The organism is Isoptericola sp. NPDC057653 (assembly GCF_042799955.1).
Classification (GTDB): Bacteria; Actinomycetota; Actinomycetes; order Actinomycetales; family Cellulomonadaceae; genus Isoptericola.
Window position 1 is genome coordinate 711,501 of the sequence record NZ_JBHVHP010000001.1, and the last position, 21,909, is coordinate 733,409.

Consider the following 21,909-nt stretch of genomic DNA (forward strand, 5'->3'; position numbering starts at 1 on the left):
GCACGACCTCCGACGCGATGGTCGAGGTCCGCGGCGTGCACAAGGTCTTCGGCCACGGGCACGAGGCCGTGCACGTGCTCAAGGGCGTCGACCTGGACGTCGCGCGCGGCTCCGTCACCGTGGTGCTCGGGCCGTCCGGCTCCGGCAAGTCCACGCTGCTGCGCTGCGTGAACGAGCTGGAGGAGATCACCGCCGGCTCCATCCACGTCGACGGCGACCTCATGGGCTACCGCCGCGACGCCAAGGGCGTGCTGCACCGCCTGCACCCCAAGGTGATCGCGAAGCAGCGCTCCCGCATCGGGATGGTCTTCCAGCGGTTCCACCTGTTCCCGCACATGACGGCGCTGGAGAACGTCATGGAGGCGCCCGTGCAGGTGCGCGGGCTGTCCAGGACGGCGGCGCGGCAGCGGGCGCTCGAGCTGCTCGACCGCGTGGGCCTGACCGACCGGGTGGGGCACTACCCGGCGCAGCTGTCCGGCGGCCAGCAGCAGCGCGTCGCCATCGCACGGGCGCTCGCCATGGACCCGGAGCTCATGCTCTTCGACGAGCCCACGTCCGCGCTCGACCCGGAGCTCGTGGGCGAGGTGCTCGCCGTCATGAAGGACCTGGCGCGCTCCGGCATGACGATGATCGTCGTGACGCACGAGATCGGCTTCGCCCGCGAGGTCGCCGACCACGTCGTCTTCATGGACGACGGCGTGATCGTCGAGGAGGGCCGCCCCGGCGACGTGCTCGACAACCCGTCCGAGCCGCGGCTGCGCGACTTCCTCGCGCACGTGCTCTAGCCGCAGGCGGGCGCCCTAGCTCGGCACGGCCTGGCGCGGCGCCCGGACCAGGGCGACGAGCCAGACCGCGAGGGCGGCGAGCGACGCCGCGGCCCACCCGGCGACGATCTGGCGCGCCAGGTCGCGGCAGGCCAGGCGGAGTGCCTCCGGGGTCTCCGCATCGGTCATGTCGAGGCTGTCGTCGAGCAGGCCCCACACGGCCGAACCCGACATGCAGGTCGTGCCGTCGATGACGACGGGGGACAGCACGAACCACCAGCCGACACCGACCACGGCGAAGGCCAGCACGGCGAGGGCCACGAGCCCGGGCCCGACCCGCCGCCGGTGGCGCAGGACCGCCACGATCGTCGTCGCGGGGACTGCCACCAGCGCGACGGTCCACACCACGAAGACCACGACCCCGAGCTGGTCGCTCGTCACGCCACCACCTCGGCTCGTCGGTCGGATGCTCGTCGGTGGGGCCTCAGAGGGACGAGCAGGCGCCGCCCCAGTCGGTGTGCCCGACCAGGACCTTCTTCCACATGTGGGCGGAGTAGCCGCCCGCCGTCGTGCGGGTCTTGGAGATGGTGCGGGTGTCGCCGTTGCTCCAGGTGGCGGAGGCGCCGGTGAGCCAGGTGGTGCCGGTGGGGCAGCCGTCGACGCCCGTGGGCACGCGGTAGATGCGCAGGAACCCGGTGACCGACCCGGACCCGCGGTACTGCCACGAGGCGTAGATGCGGCCGCTGCTCTTCGTCAGGCACATCGTGCCCGGGCCGGACGTCGTCGCGCACCGGTCGCCCGACGGCAGGCTGAGCGTGGCGGCGTCGGACGTCGCCGCCCGGGCCGCGGTGTCGGAGGCGCCGGCGGTGTCGGCGCACTTCTCGAGCAGGTCGACGCGGTGGGTCCTCAGGTCGGCGGGGGCGCCCATCGCGAGGTTGTAGTCGGTGTCGACCTCCTCGGAGATCGTCACCTCCTCCAGGGTGCAGCCGCGGGCGGCGGCGTCGGCCTTCCAGTCGGTGGCCTCGGCGTCGGCGCGCTCCTGCGCGGCCCAGGCCTCCCACGCGTCGGCGGGGCTGCCGGGGGCCGGTACGCCCGGCAGGTTCTCGCCGGCCGCGGTGCCGTCGGTCGCGGCCTGGCTGCTGGTCGCGGCGCCGAGGGCGAGCCCCAGTGCGAGGACGGTGGCACCCAGACCTGCGGCGACGTTCCGGTGGACGTTCCTGCCTCGGCTCATGACACTCCTCGGGGGGCTCCGGCGCGCTGCTGCGACGTCGTCGTCGACGCTTGCGGTGACTACGGTGTAGCACTCGGGGGGTTGCCGGCAACTCCTGTGGTAGACGGAAGGTTTCTTTGTGGACGACGCCCACGCCCGTGAGCTGCTGACGCAGATGTGGGTGGACCAGCACGAGGCGGTGACGAGATTCGTGGCGCGTCGGGTGGAGGCGAGCCTGGTGGACGACATCGTGTCGGAGACGTTCCTGGTCGCGTGGCGCCGTCTGGCGGACGTCCCCGAGAACGCGAAGCCGTGGCTGCTCGGCGTCGCGCGCAACGTGCTCGCCACCCACCTGCGCACGCACGGCCGCTGGCGGGCGCTCGGCGTCCGGCTCGAGCGCGAGCCCTCGGCCGGCAAGGAGGGCACGGACGACCTGGCGGCCGACCGTGCCGACCTGCTGCGGGCGTGGGACATGCTGACCGACGCCGACCGGGAGGTCATCGCCCTGGTCGCCTGGGACGGGCTCACCGCCGTCGAGGGGGCGCGCGTCCTGGGGATCCGACCGTCGACGTTCTCCGTCCGTCTGACCCGGGCCCGCAAGCGGCTGCTGGCCTACTCCGGCCTGCCGTCGGAGACGGCCACCGTGCTCCAGAAGCTGCAGGAGGCGCGATGAAGTCCCCCATGATGGTCCAGCTCGCCGACCTCGATCCGGCCCGCGAGCTGCACGCGCCCGGGCGCCCCGACGACGCGGCGCTGACGGCGATCCTCGACTCCCCGCGGGCGGCCGTGCGGATCCGCCGGTCCCCGCGCCCCGCGGTCCTCGCCGGCGCGGCGGCCGCGGCCGTCGTCGCCGTCGCCGGTGTCGCGACCGTGTGGTGGCCCGGCGCGACGTCGGCGTTCGCGAGCTGGACCGCCGTGCCCACGACCCTGACGGCCGCGGAGACGGCCGAGCGCGCCGCGTCGTGCGACACGCACGCGCGCACCATCGTCACGGGCGACGACGGCCCGCGCGTCGATCAGATCGCGATCAGCCCGGTGCTCGCGGAGCAGCGTGGCGAGTACACGTACGTGCTGCTCGTCGGCGCCGGCGCCACGGGGGAGTGCCTGGTCACGTCGCAGGCGTCCGGCGCCACCGACGTCGTCGCGGGCGAGTCGGTGCCGGCCCAGCTGCCCGCCGCGCCCGGCCCGCGCGAGCTGACGACGCTCCAGTCCGGCACCGCGTCGTGGTCCGCGGGCGACACCGGCGACGGCGCGCTCACCTCCGCGTTCGGCCGCGTCGGCTCCGACGTCGAGTCCGTCGCGCTCGTCCTGACGTCCGGCGAGCGGGTGGAGGCCACCGTCGAGGACGGCTGGTGGGCCGTCTGGGCACCCGGCGAGGCATCGCTGCGCAGCACCGCCGAGCTGACCTTCACCGACGGCGCCCGGGCGGAGACGGACGTCGTCGCGCGGTAGCCCCTACTCGCCGTCCTCGCAGGCGATGCCGTTGCCGTTGGGGTCGAGCGCCCCCCGGTAGGCGGGCTGGCCGTTCTGGATGGGGGCGGCGCCGGCCTCGCGGGCGGCGTTGCAGTCCCAGTAGAACCAGGCGGAGTTCTGGTTCTGCTGGTTCTGCTCCTCCTGCTGCTTCTGCGCCTGCTGGTCCTGGAAGGCCTTCTGCTGGCTGGCGAGCTCGGCCTCCTGCTTGTCGGCGGCCTGCTCGCGCTCCTTCAGGGCGTCCTCACGCTCCTTGACGTCGGCCGACTTCGTGGTCAGCGCTTCCTGCGCGGCCTGGGCCTCGGCCTTGAGCTGCTCGGCCTGGGCGATCTTGCTGTTGGCGTCCACGAGGGCCTGGGCGGCGTCGGAGCTGCGCATCATCGAGACGGTGACGCCGAGGATGCAGCCGAGCGCGAGGCAGGCGACGGCCACCCCGCCGACGAGCAGGCTCGGCGGTCGGCCCTTGCGCGTGGACCGGGTGCGGGGAGCGGCCGCTGCGGGCGTCGCCTCGGCGGCCCGGCGCGCAGCGCGCTCCTCGCGGCCGGCGCGGAGCTTGTCGCCGACGTCGCGCAGCGCGGTCGAGACGGTGGCCATGACGGACCCGTCGTCGCCGCCGAGATGGCCGCCCGCGGGCGGCGCGGGCGGTGACGGTGCGACGGGGGGCGGGGGCGGCGGGGCGAGCGTCGCGACCGGGGCGCCGTAGGTCGCGGCGACCGGCGGCGCCCCGTACGTCGCGGTGGTGGCGACCGGAGGCGCGGCATGGACCGCGGTGGTGGCGACGGCGGGGGGCATCGCAGCGACGGCTGCCGGCGCCGCGGCGACCGCCCGGACCGGGGCCATGACGGTGGTCGCCTCGGCCGGCGTCTCGGGCCGCGACGGGCGCGCGGAGGTCAGGGCGTCGTCCACCCAGTAGTCCCAGCCCTGGGGCGCGGGTGGCCACGCGGGGTCGGGGACCCACCCGGCGTCGGGCCGGAAACCGGGGGGAACCTGCCACCCCGGGGGCGGGTTGAAACGCACAGCCATGACACTCCTCCGTCGTCGAGCGGCACCCACTATGGCGGAAACCGTCTGCCCGGGTCCATGCCGGTCCGCGTCCGACCGCGCTCGGAGGGGTGTCGACCGCGGCGTCAGGCCCCGGGGAGGTGCTTGCGATACCGCGCCAGGACGACGCCGGTCGAGACGATCCCGAGCACGACGAGCGCGACGAACAGCTGCGCCGTCGTGAACGGCGGGGTGATCGCCGCCATCACCGCGGGCGTCAGGAACCCGGCATAGGCGACCGCGTAGAACACGCCGGTCAGCCCGGCGAGGTGGCGCGGCCCGGCGATGCGCTGGACCTCCAGGAGCGCGGACGACAGGCCGATGCCCATGCCGGCGCCCGCGACGACCGCGGCGCCCACGCCCCACCACGGGCCGCCGGTCGTCACGGTCAGCCCGACGCACGCGACGGCCACGGTGAGCAGGCCCACCGCGACGGTGAGCCCGCGCGCGCTGTCGACGGCGTCGAGCCGCTTGGCCGCCGGCTGCACCACCGCGGCGACGCCGAGCGCGACCACGGTGACGAGCGTCGCGTAGGCCACGCCGAGACCCTGCGTCTGGTCGCTCAGCAGCACCGGCGCGTACCCGTAGGCGAGGGCGGCGGCGACGAAGATCCACGGGGCGACGACGGCGACCACGCCGGTGAAGCGGCGGTGGCCGGCCGCCGGGACGCGGAGCCCGCGCCACCAGGGACCGGGCGCGCCGCCGAACGCGACGGTCTCCGGCGTGCGGAGCACGACCAGGAGGAACGGCGCCGTGACGACCAGGTGCACGACGAACGGCAGCACCTCCGGCCAGGGCCCCCACTGCGCGAGGCTGCCGGCGACGAGCGCCCCCACCCCGGAGCCGAGCGTGAAGGCGAGCGAGGCGCGTCGTGCGCCCGACCCGGCGTCCGCGTCCCGGTCGAACGGGACCTGGGAGAGCTCCTTGAGCCAGCTCGTCCCGACCGACGTCGCCGTGCCGACGGTGATGCCCGCGAGCAGACGCCCGACGTAGATCGGCAGCGGGCCGAGGAACCCGAGCGCGAGGACGGCGCTGGCCGCCATCGCGCACACGGTCGCGACGAGCATGACGGGGCGGCGGCCGTACCGGTCCGACAGGGTCCCCGCGACGAGCAGCGCGGGCGCGAGGCCGAGCACGTACACGCCGAGGAACGCGTTCACGGTGGCGTCGCCGTAGCCCTGCACCTGTTCGTACATGAGCAGCACCGGGGTGAACTGGTTGCCCGCCCAGGAGCACACGAACAGCGCGGCGAACGCGCCGAGCCAGCTGCGCCTCACAGGATGCCCCGGTGCCGGCGCACGTGGTCGTGCAGCAGGTCGCAGTAGGCGTCAGCGTCGCCCTGCTCGACGGCGGCGAGCATCGCCTCGTGCTCGGCGAGCGCGGTGGCGACCTCCTCCGGACCGACGTGCAGGTGCTGGTACATGAGCCGCAGCTGCCGGTCGCGCAGCAGCCCCATGAACTGCACCGCGGTCTGGTTGCGCGACGCCCGCACGAGGACGCCGTGGAACGCGGAGTCGGCCTCGGCGAACGCGTCGACGTCGCCCTGCGTGGACGCGGCGCGCTGGCGCTCGACGTGGGCCCGCAGCTCCTCGATGACCGCCTCGGCGGGGCGCCCGTGCGCCAGGGCGCGGCGGGCGGTGGAGCGCTCCACGGCCTCGCGCATCTCCAGCACGTCGCGTGCCTCGTCGGGGGCCATGGGCACGACGGCGGCGCCGCGTCGGGGCGCGACGGCGAGCAGGCCCTCGGTGTCGAGGCGCAGGAACGCCTCGTGCACGGGGGTGCGGCTGATGCCGAGCTCCGCGGCGATGTCGCCCTCGGCGAGGAGACGCCCGCCGGGCACCTCGCCCGAGAGGATCTTCGCCTTGGTGAGCCGGTAGGCGCGCTCGGCGGCGCTGAGGGGCGGCGACGACGGGGCCGCGCTGGAGGTGGTCACCCGGGGCAACCTACGCTTGCATCCAACTTGCATGCAAGGCGGGGAGCGGGCCTGTCGGTCGCCGCTGGTAGACCGGGGGCATGTTCCTCCTCGACCCGGCCCCCACCGCCGGCGTACCCACGCCGGCACCGACGGTGGTGCACTCCGCGAGCGACCTGGTCGTGGCCGCGGGGTGCGAGTTCCGGCTGCTGCGCCGCCTCGACGAGCTGCTCGGCCGCGCGCCGCGGCGCGAGCGCGAGGCCGACGCGATGCTCGCGCGCACCGCAGCCCTGGGCGACGCGCACGAGCGCCGCGTGCTGGACGAGTACGTCGCGCGCTACGGCCGGGCCCGCCCGGGCGTCGCGGGCGGCGTCGTCGAGGTCGAGCCCCCGGCGCGGCTCACCCGGGACGCGCTCGAGGCCGCGCACGGCGCCACGCTGGCCGCCGTCGAGGCGGGGGCCGACGTCGTCGCGCAGGCGTCGTTCTTCGACGGCGAGTTCCACGGCCGGGCCGACTTCCTGCTGCGCGACCCGCTCGGCGACCCCGACGTCGGCCCGGGCGGGCACGCGGGGGCGCCGCTGCCGCGCTACGCCGTGCTCGACACCAAGCTCGCGCGGCGGGCCAAGGTGACCGCGCTGCTGCAGCTCGCCGCCTACGCCGACCAGCTCGCCGCGGCGCACGTCGACCCGACCGATGCCGTGCACCTCGTGCTCGGCACCCGCGTCACCACCACCCACCGCCTCGCCGAGCTGCTCCCGGTCCTCCAGCAGCGGCGTGCCCGGCTGCGCGACGTCGTCGCCGCGCACCGCGCCGACGACGGCCCGCTCGCGTGGGGCGACGAGCGCTTCACCGCGTGCGGGCGGTGCGAGGCGTGCGCCGAGCAGGTCGCCGCGCACCGCGACGTGCTGCTCGTCGGCGGTGTCTACGAGTCCCAGCGCGCGCGGCTGGTCGCGGGCGGCATCACGACGATCGACGCGCTGGCCGCGGCCGAGGAGGCGCCGGTCGGCATGCCGGCCCGCAGCTTCGAGCGCGTTCGCGACCAGGCGCGGCTCCAGCTGGGCACGGGGGAGCTCGGCGCCGGGGAGTGGGACGGCGAGGTGGCCTACGACGACCACGGCACCCCGGCCGTGATCCGCTGGCAGCTGCCCGACACGTCCGCCGTCCGGCGGCTGCCGGAGCCCAGCCCGGGCGACGTCTTCTTCGACTTCGAGGGCGACCCGCTGTGGTCGGACCCGCAGGGCGAGCAGTGGGGGCAGCAGACCGGGATCGACTACCTCTTCGGACTGGTGGAGCGCCCCGGCGCCGAGGGGGAGGCCCCGCCGTTCCGCGCGTTCTGGGCCCACGACCTCGCGCAGGAGCGGCGGGCCCTGGTCGACTTCGTCGACTACCTCACGGAGCGGCGGCGGACCTACCCGGACCTGCACGTCTACCACTACGCGTCGTACGAGCGCGTGCACCTGCTGAGCATCGCGGCCCGCCACGGCGTGTACGAGGAGGAGGTGGACCAGCTGCTGCGCGACGGCGTGCTGGTGGACCTCTACGCCGTCGTGCGGTCGTCGCTGCGGATCTCGGACCGGTCCAAGTCGATCAAGAAGCTCGAGCCGCTGTACATGGGGGACGAGCTGCGCTCGGGCGACGTGACCACCGCCGCCGCGTCCGTCGTCGCGTACGCCGAGTACACCGGACTGCGCGACGCCGGGCGCACCGCCGAGGCGGACGAGCTGCTGCGCGGCATCGCCGACTACAACCGCTACGACTGCGTCTCCACGCTCCGGCTGTTCGAGTGGCTCCGGGGCGCGGCCGACGTCGTCGACGCGCGGGCCGCGGCGGCCGGGGACGGCCAGGTGGTCGCGCACGACGCGACCACGCCCGCCGTCGCGCCCGCCGCCGACGCCGCGGGGCCCCGGGGGAGCGCCCCGGAGGAGACGGCGCGCCAGGCCGCGTCCCGCGAGGCGCGGGAGCGGCGCCTCGCCCTCGAGGCCGAGGTCCGCGAGCGGGTCGGGGAGGACCGCGGCGCGCGGGACGACGAGGCCGAGGCGCTCGCCATGGTCGGGGCGTCGCTCGGGTACTGGCGCCGCGAGAGCAAGCCGTTCTGGCACGAGCACTTCTCCCGCCTCGAGCTGCCCACCGACGAGTGGCAGGGCCGGCGGAACACGTTTCACGTGGAACGGGCGACGGTGGTCCGGGACTGGGCGGTCGACGACGGGCGTCGCGCGCCGGCGCGCGTGCTGGAGCTGGCCGGCCGTCTCTCCGAGGGGTCGGAGCTCGGCGTCGGGGCCACGCCGTTCCTGCTCTACGACGCGCCCGCCCCGGACGGGGTGACCGTCCCGGCGAACGCCGTGCGCGGCTACCACGGGAACGCGCTGATCCTCGACGCGGTGCGCCGCGCGACGGACGCGGGCGAGCGCGACGTCCTGGTGGTGCGCGAGCAGCTGCGCGTGGGCGCCGAGACCTTCGACGCGCTGCCGATGGCGCTCACGCCGTCCAGCGGCCCGCGCGCCGACCCGCAGGAGCAGGCGCTCGAGGACGTGGCGCGCCGCGCCCTGGCCGGCTGGGACGCCGACCGCGCGCTGCCCGACGGCCCCGGCTCCGACCTGCTGCGCCGCCGCCCGCCGCGCCTGGCCGGCGGAGGGCCGCTGCCCGACGTCGCGGGCGGCGACTTCACCGCGGCCGTGCTCGCCGCGACGCGCGACCTCGACCGCTCCTACCTGGCCGTGCAGGGCCCGCCCGGCACCGGCAAGACGCACGTGGGCTCGCACGTGATCGCCGCGCTCGTCGCCGAGGGGTGGCGCGTGGGGGTCGTGGCGCAGTCCCACGCCGCCGTCGAGAACATGCTGCGCGCGGTCGTGGAGAAGGCCGGGGTGCCCGCCCACCGGGTCGCCAAGAAGCGACAGACGGACGGCGGGTCCCCCACGGCGGTGTGCGCCGAGCTGTCCGGGGACGCGCTCGCCGCGTTCGGGGCGCGGGGCGCGTGCGTCGTCGGGGGCACGGCCTGGGACTTCGCCCACCCGGAGCGCTGGCCCGACGAGAGCCTGGACCTGCTGGTGGTCGACGAGGCCGGGCAGTTCTCCGTCGCCGCGACCCTGGCGGTGGCGCGGTCGGCCCGGCGGCTCCTGCTGCTGGGCGACCCGCAGCAGCTGCCGCAGGTCAGCCGCGGCCAGCACCCGGAGCCCGTGGACCGCTCGGCGCTCGGCTGGCTCGCCGACGGCCGTGACGTGCTGCCCGCCGGGCTCGGCTACTTCCTGGAGCGGTCGTGGCGGATGCACCCCGCCCTCAGCGAGGCCGTCTCCCAGCTCGCGTACGAGGGCCGGCTCGGTGCCCACCCCACCGCCGCGGCCCGTGGGCTCGACGGCGTCGCCCCGGGGGTGCACCACGTCGAGGTCGAGCACACCGGGCGCGGGGTCGTCTCGCCCGAGGAGGCGCAGGAGGTGGTGCGGCAGGCGGCCGACGTCGTCGGCCGGGCCTGGACGCCCGGCCCGGGCCGGCCCGAGCGGCCGCTCGAGGCGCGCGACGTCGTCGTGCTCGCCGCCTACAACGCCCAGGTGTGGGCGGTGCGGCGCGCGCTCGACGACGCCGGGCTCGCCGGGGTGCGCGTGGGTACCGTCGACCGCTTCCAGGGCACCGAGGCGCCCGTCGCGATCGTCACCCTCGCCGCGTCGTCGGCGCACGACGTGCCCCGCGGCACCGGGTTCCTGCTCTCCCGGCACCGGATCAACGTGGCCGTCTCCCGCGCGCAGTGGTGCGCGATCGTCGTCCGGTCTCCCGAGCTGACGGACTACCTCCCGCACACCCCCGAGGGGCTCGGCCGCCTCGGCGCGTTCCTCGGGCTGTGCGAGCGCGCCGTCCCCGCGCCCGCCCCGGCAGCCCGCTGACGGCCGGGCGGGCAGACGACAGGGCCGCCGGGACCGAACGGTCCCGGCGGGCCCTTGCCGTCGGGGGGTCAGAACCCGCCGAAGTCTCCGCCGCCGAAGTCGCCCCCGCCGAAGTCGCCCCCGAAGTCGCCGAATCCGCCCCCGGTGTCGCCGCCGGTGTCGGCGCCCGCGGCCTCCGTGTACCCGGCGTCACCACCCGCGTCACCACCGGCGTCACCGCCCGCGTCGCCAGAGTCGCCACCGGCGTCGCCGCCCTCGGCCCCGGCGTCGCCGGCGAAGTCCTGCGACGGGTCGCCGAAGGTCGGGCCGAAGAGCGCGCTCGCCACGGCCGAGCCGATGACGACGCCCGCGACGGTGCCGAGCAGGCTCGAGCCGACCATCGACCCGAAGCTCGGACCGCGCGCGCCGTACCCGCCCTGGCCGCGGAACGACTGCTCCAGGGTGCCGGGCCGGCGCATCTCGGCACGGGTGGCCATGCGGGCCAGGGACTGCGGGTCGTCGGAGGTCGCGCGCTCCGCCGGGGGCAGGCCGGACCCGAGGTCCTGCAGCACGCGCTGCCGCTGTTCCGGCGTCAGGCGGGCGAAGGCCTCGGCGTGCGCCTGCTCGACGGCGTCCGGCGGCGCGGTGCGCAGCAGGTAGCGGTACCGCTCCACGGCCACCTCGTCGGGGTCGCGGTGCGCCGCGGGCACGCGTCCCCCGGGCCGCCCGGCGGGCTGCTGGTCGGGGTGCGGGGCGTACCCGTGCTTGCCGGGCGACTCGCCGGCACGGGAGGCCCCGTAGTCGGGGCGCCCGGGCACGCCGTGGTACGAGCGCTCGTCGTGGGTTCTGCCGAGAAGTCGGTCGAGGAGTCCCATACGGGGTGAACGCCCGTCGCGAGGGCGCCGTTCCCGCGGGGCGGGAATTCGCCCGACGTCGTGCCGCGGATGGGCGCCGCGGGCCGCTGCGGGGGAACGAGCCCGGGAACGGCGACGGCCCGCACCCCGACGAACGGGATGCGGGCCGTGCGACTCACGCGGCCGGCCTCAGCCGGCCGGGCGGTGAGATCAGACCGGGCGGACGTTCTCCGCCTGCGGGCCCTTCGGGCCCTGCGTCACGTCGAACTCGACGCGCTGCTCCTCGTCGAGGGAACGGTAGCCCTGCGACTGGATCGCGGAGAAGTGGACGAACACGTCGGCCGAGCCGTCCTCGGGGGCGATGAAGCCGTAGCCCTTCTCGCTGTTGAACCACTTCACGGTTCCGGTGGCCATGCTTACTCCTTCAAGAGGTGTCGACGACCTCGACCGTCGAGATCGCGCATCACGGTGAATCGTCGTCAACTCTTGAAACCAAGGTCCGCCGGGCGAGAGCGTCAGTCCTGACGACGCGACCGCCGTGGCGCGGACGGAGACCGTCCGGATCGAGCGAGGCACTGCAACGGGCACAACGGTACGCGAGCGCGAGCACGGGCACCAGTGTTCCCGCACAGGTGGTCCACAGGGTGGGCGTGCCGGTGGACAGGGCCGATAGAAAGGAGTCATGACCACCTCTTCCGTCCCCTCTCTGTCCCTGCGCGGCGGCGTCGAGATCCCCCAACTCGGCCTCGGCGTCTTCCAGGTGCCCGACGACGGCACCCAGGCCAACGTCGAGCAGGCGCTCGAGCTCGGCTACCGCCACGTCGACACCGCCGCGGGCTACTACAACGAGGCCGGCGTGGGCGCCGCGCTGCGCGCGTCCGGGCTGCCGCGCGAGGACGTGTTCGTCACCACCAAGCTCCGCAACGGCGACCAGGGGTACGAGCGGGCGCTGCGCGCGTTCGAGGACTCGCGCCGAGCCCTCGGCGTCGACCGGGTGGACCTCTACCTCGTCCACTGGCCGGTGCCGAGCGCCGATCTGTACGTCGAGACGTGGCGCGCGTTCGAGAAGCTGCTCGCGGACGGCGCCGTGCGTGCCATCGGGGTCTCGAACTTCCTGGTGGAGCACCTGGACCGGCTCGTCGCCGAGACCGACGTGGTGCCCGCGGTGAACCAGATCGAGGTGCACCCCACGTTCCAGCAGGCGGCGCTGCAGCAGCACTGCCGGGACCTCGGGATCGCCGTCGAGGCGTACTCGCCGCTCGGCCGCGGCGCCGACCTCGACGCCCCCGCCGTCGTCGCGGCGGCCACGGAGCCGGGGGTCACGCCGGCGCAGGTCGTGCTGCGCTGGGCGGTGCAGCAGGGTCGCGTCGTCATCCCCAAGTCGCTGTCCGCGGAGCGGCAGGCCACCAACCTGGACGTCTTCTCCTTCGAGCTGTCGCCTGCGCAGGTCGCGTCGATCGACGCGCTGGAGGCGGGCGTGGCGGGGCGCACGGGTGCCGACCCGGCGACCGCCGCGTTCACGCAGATGCGCGACTGACGGATCCGCGAGCCGCGGCATTCCGCGCGACGGCGGCCGGTCCGGTGGGTACACCGGGCGGGCCGCCGTCGGCGTTCCCGGGACCGTTCGCCGGGGCGAGTGTGACGCACATAACAGGTTCGTCACGATCTGCGGGGAGTGACGCGCACGACACGTCCGGGACATACAGTCTCGCTACGTTCAGCGGCACTGAATGCGGTGTTGAGCCGCGAATGTCCCACCTCCAAAAGGGGATACAGCATGATCCGACGAACCACGGTCGCCAAGGGCTTCGCCCTCGCGGCAGTCCTCAGCCTGGGCCTCACGGCGTGCGGCTCCTCCGACGGAGGTAGCGGCGACAGCACCGATGGCGGCGGAGGCGGCTCGGCCGAGCCGCTGAAGATCGGGACGATCCTTCCGGTCACCGGCACGCTCGCCTTCCTCGGCCCGCCCGAGATCGCCGGCGTCGGCCTCGCCATCGAGGACATCAACAAGGCTGGCGGAGTCCTCGGCAACGACGTGAAGGTCGAGTGGGGCGACTCGGGCGACAGCACCGACCTCTCGGTGGCCAAGAGCACCGCCACGGACCTGATCAGCAAGGGCGTGTCCGTCGCGATCGGCGCGGCGTCCTCGGCCGTCACGCTGGGCGTGGTCGACCAGTTCGAGGAGGCCGGGGTCATGGAGATCTCGCCCGCGAACACGGCCAAGGACCTCTCCGGGTACGGCGACTTCTTCGCCCGCACGGCCCCGCCGGACACGGTGCAGGGCGCGGCCCACGGCTCGCTCATCCTCGACGACGGCCACTGCAAGGTCGGCTTCCTCGTCCAGAACGAGGCGTACGGCACCGGCCTGCGGGACGTCATCGAGGACACGCTCAAGAAGGACGGCTGCGAGGCGGTCTACGGCGGCAAGGGTGCCGGCAACGAGTTCGCCCCGGGTGAGACCAACTTCGGCGCCCAGGTGACCGCGCTGCTCGCGCAGAAGCCCGACGCCATCTCGATCGTCGCGTTCGAGGAGACCGTCGCCATCGTCAACGAGCTCGTGGCGCAGGGCTGGGACTTCAAGGGCGACACGTACTTCGTCGACGGCAACCTCTCCAACTACGGCGACAAGTTCGACAAGGGCACCCTCGACGGGGTCCAGGGCACGCTGCCCGGCGCGCAGGCCGACGACGCCTTCCGCGAGCAGCTCAACACCTGGTACGCGGACAACGAGAACGGCAAGCTCGAGGACTACTCGTACTCGGCCGAGTCGTACGACGCCACGGTCCTCGCCGCCCTCGCGGCGGTGAAGGGCGAGGCCACGGACGGCGAGACGATCTCGAAGAACATCCGCGCGGTGTCCGGGGCCGACGGCGGCACGGAGGTCACGTCCTTCGCCGACGGCGTGAAGGCGCTCGAGGCCGGCGAGGACATCCACTACGTCGGCAAGTCCGGCATCGGGCCGCTCAACGAGTCGAACGACCCGACGTCCGCCTTCATCGGCATCTACAAGTACGGCGCCGACAACACGTACACCTACCAGAAGCAGATCGAGGGCAAGATCGAGGAGTAGTCACCTCCATCGAGCCGTGACGACGGCCCGGCCGCTCCCCGTGAGCGGCCGGGCCGTCGTCGTGCCACCCGGATCTGGCATCGAGCGTGCTGAATTGATCCTCAAACCGGGAGCTCGAGGATCAATTCAGCACGCTCGATGCGGCCGGGGGCTACGCGGCGGCGGAGCAGTCCGCGCACCGGACGTCGGCGGGCGGGTCGTCCCCGACGAGGTCGGCGATCCAGTCGACGAGGCGGACGCCGTCGACCTCGGTCGTGTAGAACGCGTCGAACTCGAAGATCCCGTGCCCCGCGCCCGGCGCGGTGTAGCTGTGCACGGGCACCCCGGCGGCCTCGATCCGCTCCTCGTTGGCGTCGATCTGGGCGAGGAGGTCGGGCGGGTCCCCGGGGATCCAGCGGGCCACCTCGGAGGACGCGTGAGGGTCGTAGGCGTAGTCGAACCGGCCCAGCACGAGATCGGGGTCGTGGCGGCCGGCCCGGACCCAGAACGCCGGGGGTCCCCAGTCGCGGGCGGCGAGCCCGTCGACCGCCCAGTCGGGCGCGGCGTCGTAGGCGCCCCACCGGGCGTCGAGCACGCCCTCGTCGAGGTCCGGGTGGTCGGGCCAGGCGCCGGACTGGGCGCCGAGGACGGTCACCCTCGCGTCGGGCAGGAGGTCGGCGACGAGCCCCCCGTAGACCGGCGCCGCCACCGAACCCGCGGTCTTCCCGATGACGACGACGTCCGTGGCGTCCGGGTACGTCGCGGCGAGGTGGTCGAGCGCGGCCCGGCCGTTGACCGCGCCGCGGTGCTCGACGGTCAGGCCGGGCGCGTACTCCTGGGTGGCGTCGCCCAGGTGCGCGTCGCCGGTGCAGGAGCTGACGTAGACGAAGGACCAGTCGCGGAACGGGTTGTCCCTGCGGGTGACGTCGAACATCCCCGTGCGGTTCTCCGGCTCGGTGCCCTGGATGTTCCAGTCGTAGACGCCGCTGTCGCCGTGCTCGCCGGTGAGCGCGCAGGTGGCCGCGTCCCAGCAGACGCCGCCCCCGTTGAGGAAGAGCACGACCCGCTTCGTGTCGGCGCGTCGTTCCCAGAAGTGGAACTCGCTGCCGTCGGCGCACCGGCAGTCGGCGGGCGCCGCGACGGTGTCCCACTCGAGGCCGGGCGTCGGTGTGCAGGCGCCCAGCGCGGACGCGAGGGCGACGAGGAGGAGGGCGGTCGTCGTCGACCTGCGGTGCCGGGGGAGGCCGTCACGGCGGCGGGCGGGAGTCATGGGTCCAGGCTGGCCGGCGGTCGGCCCGCCGCGCACCCGCCCCAGGTCGGGTCCGCACCCCCGACGTGCGACGGGTGTCCGGCGGATGGGCCCGGGCCTACTGTGAGGAGCGCCATGAACACTCCCGCACCGGCCCGCCGGGGCGCCCTGCGCAGCCCGTGGCTCCAGGACGCCGGCCTCGCTGCGCTGCTGCTGGCCGGCACGGTCGCCGTGGCGGGCTCCGCGGGCGGCGTGGCGCCGGGGCGCGCGGTCGCGGGAGGGGTGGCGACCGCCCTCGGCGTGGCGGCCGTGGCCGCGCGGCGCCGGTGGCCTGTGCCGGCCGTCGGTGCGGCCCTCGTCGGGGCCGTGGTGCGGATAGCGCTGGGCGCCGGGCCCACCCCCGCCGAGCTCGCCGTGCTCGTCACCCTGTACACGGTCGCGGCGCGCCGGCCGCGGCGGACGTCGCTGGTCGTGCTGGGCGCGGCGCTGGCCGTGGTGACCGCCTGGACCCTGGTCGTGGCCGCCGACGGCGGAGGCCGGCTGCTCGGCGGCCCGTTCGGCACCGGCGGGGAGACGGTCGGCGAGACGCCGGGGGGCGCCGCGACCGGGCCGGGCTCCTGGGGCGGGATCCTCGTCCTCGGTCCTCTGCTGGCGGGGTCGTGGGCGCTGGGGTGGGGCGTGCGGTCGCGCCGCGCCTACCTCGGTGAGCTCGAGGCACGGGCGCGCGACCTGGAGCGCGAGCGCGACCAGCAGGCAGCCCTCGCCGTCGCGGCCGAGCGCGCTCGCCTCACGCGCGAGATGCACGACGTCGTCGCGCACGGCCTCGCCGTCATCGTCACGCAGGCGCAGGGCGGGGCGGCGGCGTTCGAGCGCCGTCCTGCCGACACCCTGGCCGCCCTGGACGCCATCGTCGCGACCGGTCGCGAGTCGCTGGCCGACATGCGACATGCGGCAGGCGCTGGCGCCGGGCGACGGGCCGGACGACCGGCCGGGCGACGCCCCACGTCCGGAACCCGGCCTCGCGGAGCTGGCCGGCCTCGTCGACCGCGTGCGCCGGGCGGGCACGCCCGTCGCCCTGCACGTCGACGGCGTCCCGCACCCCCTGGCGGCTACGTTGGACGCCGCGGCGTACCGCATCCTCCAGGAGTCGCTGACGAACACGATGCGGCACGCGGGGCCCGGCGCCGCGGCCCAGGTGCTCGTCTCGTACGGTGACGGCGCCCTGACCCTCCAGGTGAGCGACGACGGGACGGGCCGGGCCGCCCTGCACGACGGCGACGGCGGGCACGGGCTGCGGGGCATGCGGGAGCGCGCCGCCCTGCTGCGGGGCGAGGTGACCGCCGGGCCGGGCCCGGGCGGGGGCTATGTCGTGCACGCCCGGCTGCCGCTCGCGCCCGCCGTGCCCCGTGAGCGGGAGGCGGCGCCGTGACCCGGGTGCTCGTCGCGGACGACCAGGCCCTGATCCGGACCGGCCTGCGGATGATCCTGGAGAACGCGGACGACATGGAGGTCGTCGGGGAGGCGGACGACGGCGCCGCCGCGGCCGACCTGGCCGCCGAGACCCGCCCCGACGTCGTGCTGATGGACGTCCGGATGCCCGGCGTCGACGGGCTGGAGGGCACCCGGCGCATCTGCGCCGCGCAGCCGGACGGCCCGCGCGTCCTCGTCCTCACGACGTTCGACCTCGACGAGTACGTGTACGCGGCGCTGCGGGCCGGGGCAGGAGGCTTCCTGCTCAAGGACGCGCTCGCCGCCGACCTGCTGTCGGCGATCCGCGCCGTGGCCCGGGGCGACGCGATCGTGGCGCCGCCGATCACGCGGCGGTTGATCGAGCGGCACATCGGCACGTCGGGCGACCCGCTCCCGCGCACGGCGGCGGAGCTCGACCTCCTCACCGCGCGCGAGCGCGAGGTGCTGGGGCTGGTGGCCCGTGGGCTGTCCAACGCCGAGATCGCCGCCCGCCTCTTCGTCACCGAGGCCACGGTGAAGGGACACGTCAGCGCCGTCCTGGCGAAGCTCGGGCTGCGCGACCGGGTGCAGGCGGTGATCTTCTCCTACGAGTGCGGGCTGGTCCGCGCGGGCACGTGAGGCCCGCGCGGACCCGCTGTCCCTACTCGGTGTCCTCCTCCGCGAGGGAGCCGAGGTAGAGGGAGATGACCTTCGGGTCGGACTGCAGCTCCCGCCCGGTGCCGGTGTACGCGTCCTTGCCCTGGTCGAGGACGTAGCCGCGGTCGCAGATCTGCAGGCAGCGGCGGGCGTTCTGCTCGACCATGATCACGGACACGCCGGCCTTGTTGATCATGCGGGTGCGCAGGAAGGTCTCGTCCTGGCGGACGGGGGACAGGCCGGCGGACGGCTCGTCGAGCAGCAGCACGGACGGGTTCATCATGAGGGCCCGCGCCATGGCGACCATCTGCCGCTCGCCGCCGGACATGGCGCCGGCCCGCTGGGTGCGGCGCTCGTGCAGCACGGGGAAGAGGTCGCGGATGAACGACCACCGCTCGTCGAACACCTTGGGCCGCAGGTAGACGCCCATGCGCATGTTCTCCTCGACGGAAAGCGAGGGGAACACGTTGTTCGTCTGCGGCACGAACCCGACGCCGCGGGCCACGAGGGCGTTCGCCTTCATGCCCGTGATGTCGTCGCCCTCGAGCGTCACCGTGCCGGAATGGATCTTCACCAGCCCGAAGAGCGCCTTGAGGAGCGTGGACTTGCCCGCGCCGTTGGGGCCGATGATGCCGACCAGCTCGCCCTTGCCCACCTCGATCGAGCAGCCGTCGAGGATGTGGACGCCGGGGATGTAGCCGGCGACGAGGTTGTCGGCCCGCAGCAGCAGCTCCTTGCCCTCGGGGACGCCGCCGCGCGCGTTCTCGGTCAGGGTGTCGGTCATCGCTTCTCCTCCTCGGCCTCGAGACGGGCCAGGATCTCGGGGTCGAGCAGGGAGTCGTCCCCGAGGTCGGTGTCGTGGTGGGCGCCGAGGTACGCGTCGACGACGGCCTGGTCCTGCATCACCGTCTTCGGCGGGCCCTCGGCCACGATCCGGCCCTCGGCCATCACGACGACCCAGTCGGAGATGTGCCGCACGGCGTGCATGTCGTGCTCGACGAACAGCACGGTCATGCCCTCGTCGCGCAGCGCCTGCACGTGCCCGAGCAGCGACTGCACGAGGGCCGGGTTCACACCGGCCATCGGCTCGTCGAGCATGATCATCGTCGGGTCGGTCATGAGGGCGCGGGCCATCTCGAGCAGCTTGCGCTGCCCGCCCGAGAGCGACCCGGCGAAGTCGTCCGCCTTCGCGTCGAGCTTGAAACGGGCGAGGATCTCCATCGCCTTCTCGGAGGCGGCCTTCTCGTGAGCCTGCCAGGTGAACGGGAGCCACGACAGCCAGAAGCGCTCGCCCGGGTTCTTCGGGGCGGCGAGCAGCATGTTCTGCAGCACGGTGAGCCGCGACAGCGCCTTGGTGAGCTGGAACGTGCGCACCATGCCCGCCTTGGCGACGCGGGCGCCGCTCTTGCCGGCGATCGAGTTCCCCTCGAAGCTCCAGCGCCCGCTCTGGGGGGTGTCGAAGCCGGTGAGGAGGTTGAAGAACGTCGTCTTGCCGGCGCCGTTCGGGCCGATCAGCGCGGTGATGGCGCCGCGCTGCACCTCGAGGTGCTCGACGTCGACCGCCGTCATACCGCCGAACCGGCGCACGACGTCGTCGGCCACGAGGATGGCGTCCGGCTTGGGCGCCCCGACGACGGCCTCGACGTGCGCGAGGTCGTCGCGGGCCTCCGCCGCGACGGCGGAGGTGGGGGCGACGGCGGCCGCCGCGGCGGCGTCGACGACGGACTCGGGCTCGGGGGAGGTGCCGGCGCCCTGGCCGGCCGAGGTCTCTTCGGACATGTCAGCGGACATTGAAGGCCAGCTCCTTCTTGTTCCCGAGGATGCCCTGCGGCCGGAAGATCACGAGGAGCATCAGCGTGATACCGACCAGCATGCCGCCGATCTGCTCCACGTTGGTGGTGCTGATGATCTCGCCCACCCCGGTGTTCTCGGACAGGGCGCGCATCCCGGTGCGCATGAACATGTAGGCGCCGAAGAAGATCATCGCGCCGAGGACCGGCCCGAAGACGGTGGCGGCACCACCGAGCAGCAGCACGGTCCACACGAAGAACGTCATCGTGCGGCCCATGGCGTCGGGCGCGATCGTGATCGGCAGCACGTAGATCACGCCGCCGAGGGCGCCGAGCATGCCGCCCAGCACCAGCGACTGCAGCTTGTACGAGTACACGTTCTTGCCGAGCGCCCGCACGGCGTCCTCGTCCTCGCGGATGCCCTTGAGGACGCGGCCCCACGGGCTGCGGGTGACGAGCCACACGAACAGCAGGGCCAGGGCGACGACGCCCCACGCGAAGATCCGCGTCCACCAGGAGTCGGACCCGGTGTTGATGTACTCGATGGGTCCGAGGGCGGTGCGGCCGTCGGGCAGGGGCGACAGGTCCTGGAAGGTGCCCTTGTAGTTGCGGCCCTGCAGGCCGGAGGCGCCGCCGGTCCACTCCTGCAGCCACGTCGACCGCCCGATCCAGCGGATGATCTCCGCCGCGGAGATGGTGACGATGGCCAGGTAGTCACCGCGCAGCTGCAGCGTCGGGATGCCGAGGATCAGCGCGAACAGCAGCCCGGCGGCCAGCGCGACCACCAGCGCGAGGAAGAACGGTGCGCCGGCGATGGTCGCGATGCCGAAGCCGTACGCGCCGAGCAGCATGAAGCCGGCCTGGCCCATGTTGAGCAGCCCGGTGTACCCGAAGTGCAGGTTGAGGCCGATCGCCGCGATGGCGTACGCCGCCGTCGTGGGGGCGATGAGCTCGGCGAGCGACTGGGTGAGGATTCTGAGGAACTCGTCCATGGTCGGTCTCCCTTCAGCCGATCCGCTCGCGGCGGCCGAGGATGCCCTGCGGCCTGATCAGGAGCACGAGGATGAGGATCACGAGCGCCGACGCGTACCGCAGGTCGCTCTGGATCACGAGGTTGGACAGCTCGACGACGAGGCCGATGAGGATCGACCCGACGAGGGCGCCGAACGCGGTGCCGAGCCCGCCGAGGGTCACCGCGGCGAACATCAGCAGCAGGAGCTGCACGCCGACCTGCCAGTTGAACGACCCGAACGAGATGCCCCACATGAGGCCCGCCAGCGCCGCGAACGCGGTGGCGAGGATCCACACGATGCGGACCACCTTGTCGGGGTCGATGCCGGTCGCCGAGGCGAGCGCCGGGTTGTCCGACACGGCGCGGGTGGCCCGCCCGAGACGGGTGCGCGTGAGGAACAGCGCGAAGCCGATCAGGCAGACGAGCGCGACCGCCATCGAGATCCACGACGTGGTGCTCAGCGTGATCCCGAGGAGGGTCAGCGGCCGCGGGTTGGCCGACAGGATGCGCTCGGACCCGCCGCCGATGAGGAGCTGGATGACGTACTGCAGGGTGATCGACAGACCGATCGACACGATCATCAGCTGCATCACGGGGGTGCCGCGGCGGCGTAGCGGCCGCCAGATCGCGGCGTCCTGCGCGAGACCGGTGAGGGCGCACAGCACGATGGTCAGCGCGCCGCCGAGCCAGATCGACATGCCCCACTGGTTGATGGCGATGAAGCCGAGCGCCGCGCCGAGGGCGAACTGCTCGCCGTGGGCGAAGTTCGACAGCCCGGTGGTGCCGAAGATGAGGTTCAGGCCGATGGAGGCGAGGGCGAGCAGCAGGCCGAAGCGGATGCCGGAGCCGAACTGCTGCCACACCTGGCCCCAGGTCAGGTCGCCCTCGGAGGCGTCGCCCTCCGGCGCGGTGCTCACGCCGTCGCCGTCGGTGGTGGTGGTGCCGTCCTCGGCGGGGGCGCTCGTGGAGGCGTCGGCCGACGGGCTGGCGTCGCTCTCGGCCGCTCCCCCGAGGAGGAAGGCCGCGCGGCCCGTGCCGCCGGTCTGGGCGACGACCTCCGTCGTCGTCTCCGCGGGCGGTGCCTGGCCGGCGGGGAGCGAGGACGGGTCGAGGGTGACCGTGTACCGGCCGACCTCCTCGACGGCGATCGAGATCCGGTCCGTGGTGGTGGTGATCGTCTCGTCGAACCCGCCCGGCCCGGTGATGGTGAGCTTTGCGTCCGCGACGGGGTCGCCCGCCTCGTCGACCACCCGGACGGCGATACAGGCCGTCGTGTCGTCGGGCTTGCAGTCGGTGGCGATGTCTGTGGCTGTGCTGGTGGTGCCGGCGGCTGTGGTGTGTGCCGCGCTCTGTGTCCCTGGACTCGCCTGCGCTGGTGGTAGGGCGAGCGCCAAGGGCGCGAGGGCGATCGCGAGTGCAGCCGCGGTGCGGCGCAGCACGATCCCCCTGGTCGGTCGGTCCGTCGTCATCGGCCGGGTCCTCCGTAGGTCGGTGTCGTTCCCCGGGCGAGCCCGGGGTACCACCCGCTCGCCCCGTCGATGCAGGGACACTAAAGGCCCCATGTATCCGCGGGGTTTCGCGAGCGTGCCGTGAGTGTAGCG

General features: G+C 74.3%; 21 protein-coding genes. 9 read left to right on the forward strand and 12 right to left on the reverse strand.

Going from position 1 to position 21,909, the window contains the following annotated elements; all coding sequences use genetic code 11:
• The first annotated feature begins 17 nt into the window (after positions 1-17).
• The gene (locus ACFU9A_RS03200) at positions 18-785 is read left to right on the forward strand and encodes an amino acid ABC transporter ATP-binding protein (protein WP_430575331.1); all 768 of its coding nucleotides are present in this window, start codon (positions 18-20) and stop codon (positions 783-785) included.
• A 15-nt stretch (positions 786-800) separates the two neighbouring features.
• On the opposite strand, the gene ACFU9A_RS03205 is transcribed toward ACFU9A_RS03200, so the two are convergent.
• Positions 801-1,205, reverse strand: coding sequence for a hypothetical protein (locus ACFU9A_RS03205; RefSeq protein WP_430573815.1), 405 nt, complete (start codon positions 1,203-1,205; stop codon positions 801-803).
• A 43-nt stretch (positions 1,206-1,248) separates the two neighbouring features.
• Entirely contained in the window at positions 1,249-1,995 is a 747-nt protein-coding gene (locus ACFU9A_RS03210; protein ID WP_430573816.1) for a hypothetical protein, read from the reverse strand.
• A 118-nt stretch (positions 1,996-2,113) separates the two neighbouring features.
• On the opposite strand from ACFU9A_RS03210, the gene ACFU9A_RS03215 reads away from it, so the two are divergent.
• On the forward strand, positions 2,114-2,647 hold the full coding sequence (locus tag ACFU9A_RS03215) for an RNA polymerase sigma factor (protein ID WP_430573817.1): 534 nt from the start codon (positions 2,114-2,116) through the stop codon (positions 2,645-2,647).
• Positions 2,644-3,426 (forward strand): hypothetical protein, encoded by a 783-nt coding sequence (locus ACFU9A_RS03220; RefSeq protein ID WP_430573818.1) that lies wholly within the window; start codon positions 2,644-2,646, stop codon positions 3,424-3,426. Before ACFU9A_RS03215 ends, ACFU9A_RS03220 begins: the two co-directional genes overlap by 4 nt.
• A gap of 3 nt (positions 3,427-3,429) precedes the next feature.
• On the opposite strand, the gene ACFU9A_RS03225 is transcribed toward ACFU9A_RS03220, so the two are convergent.
• The 3 genes from ACFU9A_RS03225 to ACFU9A_RS03235 all read right to left on the reverse strand — a co-directional run bounded on the left by ACFU9A_RS03225 (position 3,430) and on the right by ACFU9A_RS03235 (position 6,418).
• Positions 3,430-4,467, reverse strand: a complete 1,038-nt coding sequence (locus tag ACFU9A_RS03225) for an excalibur calcium-binding domain-containing protein (RefSeq protein WP_430573819.1) — start codon at positions 4,465-4,467, stop codon at positions 3,430-3,432.
• 104 nt (positions 4,468-4,571) lie between these two features.
• Complete coding sequence (locus ACFU9A_RS03230; RefSeq protein WP_430573820.1) at positions 4,572-5,762, reverse strand: MFS transporter; 1,191 nt, start codon at positions 5,760-5,762, stop codon at positions 4,572-4,574.
• Positions 5,759-6,418, reverse strand: a complete 660-nt coding sequence (locus ACFU9A_RS03235) for a GntR family transcriptional regulator (protein ID WP_430573821.1) — start codon at positions 6,416-6,418, stop codon at positions 5,759-5,761. Before ACFU9A_RS03235 ends, ACFU9A_RS03230 begins: the two co-directional genes overlap by 4 nt.
• Before the next feature lie 80 nt (positions 6,419-6,498).
• Between ACFU9A_RS03235 and ACFU9A_RS03240 the strand changes: the two genes are divergently transcribed.
• On the forward strand, positions 6,499-10,269 hold the full coding sequence (locus ACFU9A_RS03240) for a TM0106 family RecB-like putative nuclease (RefSeq protein WP_430573822.1): 3,771 nt from the start codon (positions 6,499-6,501) through the stop codon (positions 10,267-10,269).
• Between the two features lie 68 nt (positions 10,270-10,337).
• Here ACFU9A_RS03240 and ACFU9A_RS03245 read toward each other — a convergent pair whose 3' ends face one another.
• The gene (locus ACFU9A_RS03245) at positions 10,338-11,066 is read right to left on the reverse strand and encodes a hypothetical protein (protein ID WP_430573823.1); all 729 of its coding nucleotides are present in this window, start codon (positions 11,064-11,066) and stop codon (positions 10,338-10,340) included.
• A 246-nt stretch (positions 11,067-11,312) separates the two neighbouring features.
• Positions 11,313-11,516, reverse strand: coding sequence for a cold-shock protein (locus tag ACFU9A_RS03250; protein ID WP_430573824.1), 204 nt, complete (start codon positions 11,514-11,516; stop codon positions 11,313-11,315).
• Between the two features lie 268 nt (positions 11,517-11,784).
• Here ACFU9A_RS03250 and ACFU9A_RS03255 point away from each other — a divergent pair, with 268 nt between their 5' ends.
• Together ACFU9A_RS03255 and ACFU9A_RS03260 are read left to right on the forward strand one after the other, a co-directional pair.
• Entirely contained in the window at positions 11,785-12,639 is an 855-nt protein-coding gene (locus ACFU9A_RS03255; RefSeq protein ID WP_430573825.1) for an aldo/keto reductase, read from the forward strand.
• A gap of 240 nt (positions 12,640-12,879) precedes the next feature.
• Positions 12,880-14,172, forward strand: a complete 1,293-nt coding sequence (locus ACFU9A_RS03260; protein WP_430573826.1) for an ABC transporter substrate-binding protein — start codon at positions 12,880-12,882, stop codon at positions 14,170-14,172.
• Between the two features lie 151 nt (positions 14,173-14,323).
• On the opposite strand, the gene ACFU9A_RS03265 is transcribed toward ACFU9A_RS03260, so the two are convergent.
• Positions 14,324-15,421 (reverse strand): pectin acetylesterase-family hydrolase, encoded by a 1,098-nt coding sequence (locus ACFU9A_RS03265; protein WP_430573827.1) that lies wholly within the window; start codon positions 15,419-15,421, stop codon positions 14,324-14,326.
• A 114-nt stretch (positions 15,422-15,535) separates the two neighbouring features.
• On the opposite strand from ACFU9A_RS03265, the gene ACFU9A_RS03270 reads away from it, so the two are divergent.
• From ACFU9A_RS03270 to ACFU9A_RS03280, 3 genes are read left to right on the forward strand one after another with little or no spacing between them, the layout of a single operon-like run.
• On the forward strand, positions 15,536-16,615 hold the full coding sequence (locus ACFU9A_RS03270) for a histidine kinase (RefSeq protein WP_430573828.1): 1,080 nt from the start codon (positions 15,536-15,538) through the stop codon (positions 16,613-16,615).
• On the forward strand, positions 16,563-16,829 hold the full coding sequence (locus ACFU9A_RS03275) for an ATP-binding protein (RefSeq protein WP_430573829.1): 267 nt from the start codon (positions 16,563-16,565) through the stop codon (positions 16,827-16,829). Before ACFU9A_RS03270 ends, ACFU9A_RS03275 begins: the two co-directional genes overlap by 53 nt.
• Positions 16,826-17,488 carry a response regulator gene (locus ACFU9A_RS03280; protein WP_430573830.1) on the forward strand — a complete coding sequence of 221 codons (663 nt, stop codon included), beginning with the start codon at positions 16,826-16,828 and terminating at the stop codon, positions 17,486-17,488. Before ACFU9A_RS03275 ends, ACFU9A_RS03280 begins: the two co-directional genes overlap by 4 nt.
• A gap of 22 nt (positions 17,489-17,510) precedes the next feature.
• Here the strand turns inward: ACFU9A_RS03280 and ACFU9A_RS03285 are convergent, their stop codons facing one another.
• The 4 genes from ACFU9A_RS03285 to ACFU9A_RS03300 are packed head-to-tail and all read right to left on the reverse strand — an operon-like array spanning position 17,511 to position 21,777.
• Positions 17,511-18,290, reverse strand: coding sequence for an ABC transporter ATP-binding protein (locus ACFU9A_RS03285; RefSeq protein ID WP_430573831.1), 780 nt, complete (start codon positions 18,288-18,290; stop codon positions 17,511-17,513).
• Positions 18,287-19,285 (reverse strand): ABC transporter ATP-binding protein, encoded by a 999-nt coding sequence (locus tag ACFU9A_RS03290; protein WP_430573832.1) that lies wholly within the window; start codon positions 19,283-19,285, stop codon positions 18,287-18,289. Before ACFU9A_RS03290 ends, ACFU9A_RS03285 begins: the two co-directional genes overlap by 4 nt.
• Before the next feature lies 1 nt (position 19,286).
• Positions 19,287-20,288, reverse strand: coding sequence for a branched-chain amino acid ABC transporter permease (locus tag ACFU9A_RS03295; protein ID WP_430573833.1), 1,002 nt, complete (start codon positions 20,286-20,288; stop codon positions 19,287-19,289).
• A gap of 13 nt (positions 20,289-20,301) precedes the next feature.
• Complete coding sequence (locus ACFU9A_RS03300; RefSeq protein ID WP_430573834.1) at positions 20,302-21,777, reverse strand: branched-chain amino acid ABC transporter permease; 1,476 nt, start codon at positions 21,775-21,777, stop codon at positions 20,302-20,304.
• Positions 21,778-21,909 lie beyond the last annotated feature (132 nt).

Excerpts from the sequence above, each read along its gene's own strand:
- ACFU9A_RS03270 (WP_430573828.1), top strand. The coding sequence starts at position 15,536 with ATGAACACTCCCGCACCGGCCCGCCGGGGCGCCCTGCGCAGCCCGTGG.
- ACFU9A_RS03220 (WP_430573818.1), top strand. The coding sequence starts at position 2,644 with ATGAAGTCCCCCATGATGGTCCAGCTCGCCGACCTCGATCCGGCCCGC.
- ACFU9A_RS03210 (WP_430573816.1), bottom strand. The coding sequence starts at position 1,995 with ATGAGCCGAGGCAGGAACGTCCACCGGAACGTCGCCGCAGGTCTGGGT.
- ACFU9A_RS03250 (WP_430573824.1), bottom strand. The coding sequence starts at position 11,516 with ATGGCCACCGGAACCGTGAAGTGGTTCAACAGCGAGAAGGGCTACGGC.
- ACFU9A_RS03260 (WP_430573826.1), top strand. The coding sequence starts at position 12,880 with ATGATCCGACGAACCACGGTCGCCAAGGGCTTCGCCCTCGCGGCAGTC.
- ACFU9A_RS03225 (WP_430573819.1), bottom strand. The coding sequence starts at position 4,467 with ATGGCTGTGCGTTTCAACCCGCCCCCGGGGTGGCAGGTTCCCCCCGGT.
- ACFU9A_RS03285 (WP_430573831.1), bottom strand. The coding sequence starts at position 18,290 with ATGACCGACACCCTGACCGAGAACGCGCGCGGCGGCGTCCCCGAGGGC.
- ACFU9A_RS03290 (WP_430573832.1), bottom strand. The coding sequence starts at position 19,285 with ATGTCCGAAGAGACCTCGGCCGGCCAGGGCGCCGGCACCTCCCCCGAG.
- ACFU9A_RS03300 (WP_430573834.1), bottom strand. The coding sequence starts at position 21,777 with ATGACGACGGACCGACCGACCAGGGGGATCGTGCTGCGCCGCACCGCG.
- ACFU9A_RS03295 (WP_430573833.1), bottom strand. The coding sequence starts at position 20,288 with ATGGACGAGTTCCTCAGAATCCTCACCCAGTCGCTCGCCGAGCTCATC.
- ACFU9A_RS03200 (WP_430575331.1), top strand. The coding sequence starts at position 18 with ATGGTCGAGGTCCGCGGCGTGCACAAGGTCTTCGGCCACGGGCACGAG.
- ACFU9A_RS03240 (WP_430573822.1), top strand. The coding sequence starts at position 6,499 with ATGTTCCTCCTCGACCCGGCCCCCACCGCCGGCGTACCCACGCCGGCA.
- ACFU9A_RS03275 (WP_430573829.1), top strand. The coding sequence starts at position 16,563 with ATGCGGCACGCGGGGCCCGGCGCCGCGGCCCAGGTGCTCGTCTCGTAC.
- ACFU9A_RS03255 (WP_430573825.1), top strand. The coding sequence starts at position 11,785 with ATGACCACCTCTTCCGTCCCCTCTCTGTCCCTGCGCGGCGGCGTCGAG.
- ACFU9A_RS03265 (WP_430573827.1), bottom strand. The coding sequence starts at position 15,421 with ATGACTCCCGCCCGCCGCCGTGACGGCCTCCCCCGGCACCGCAGGTCG.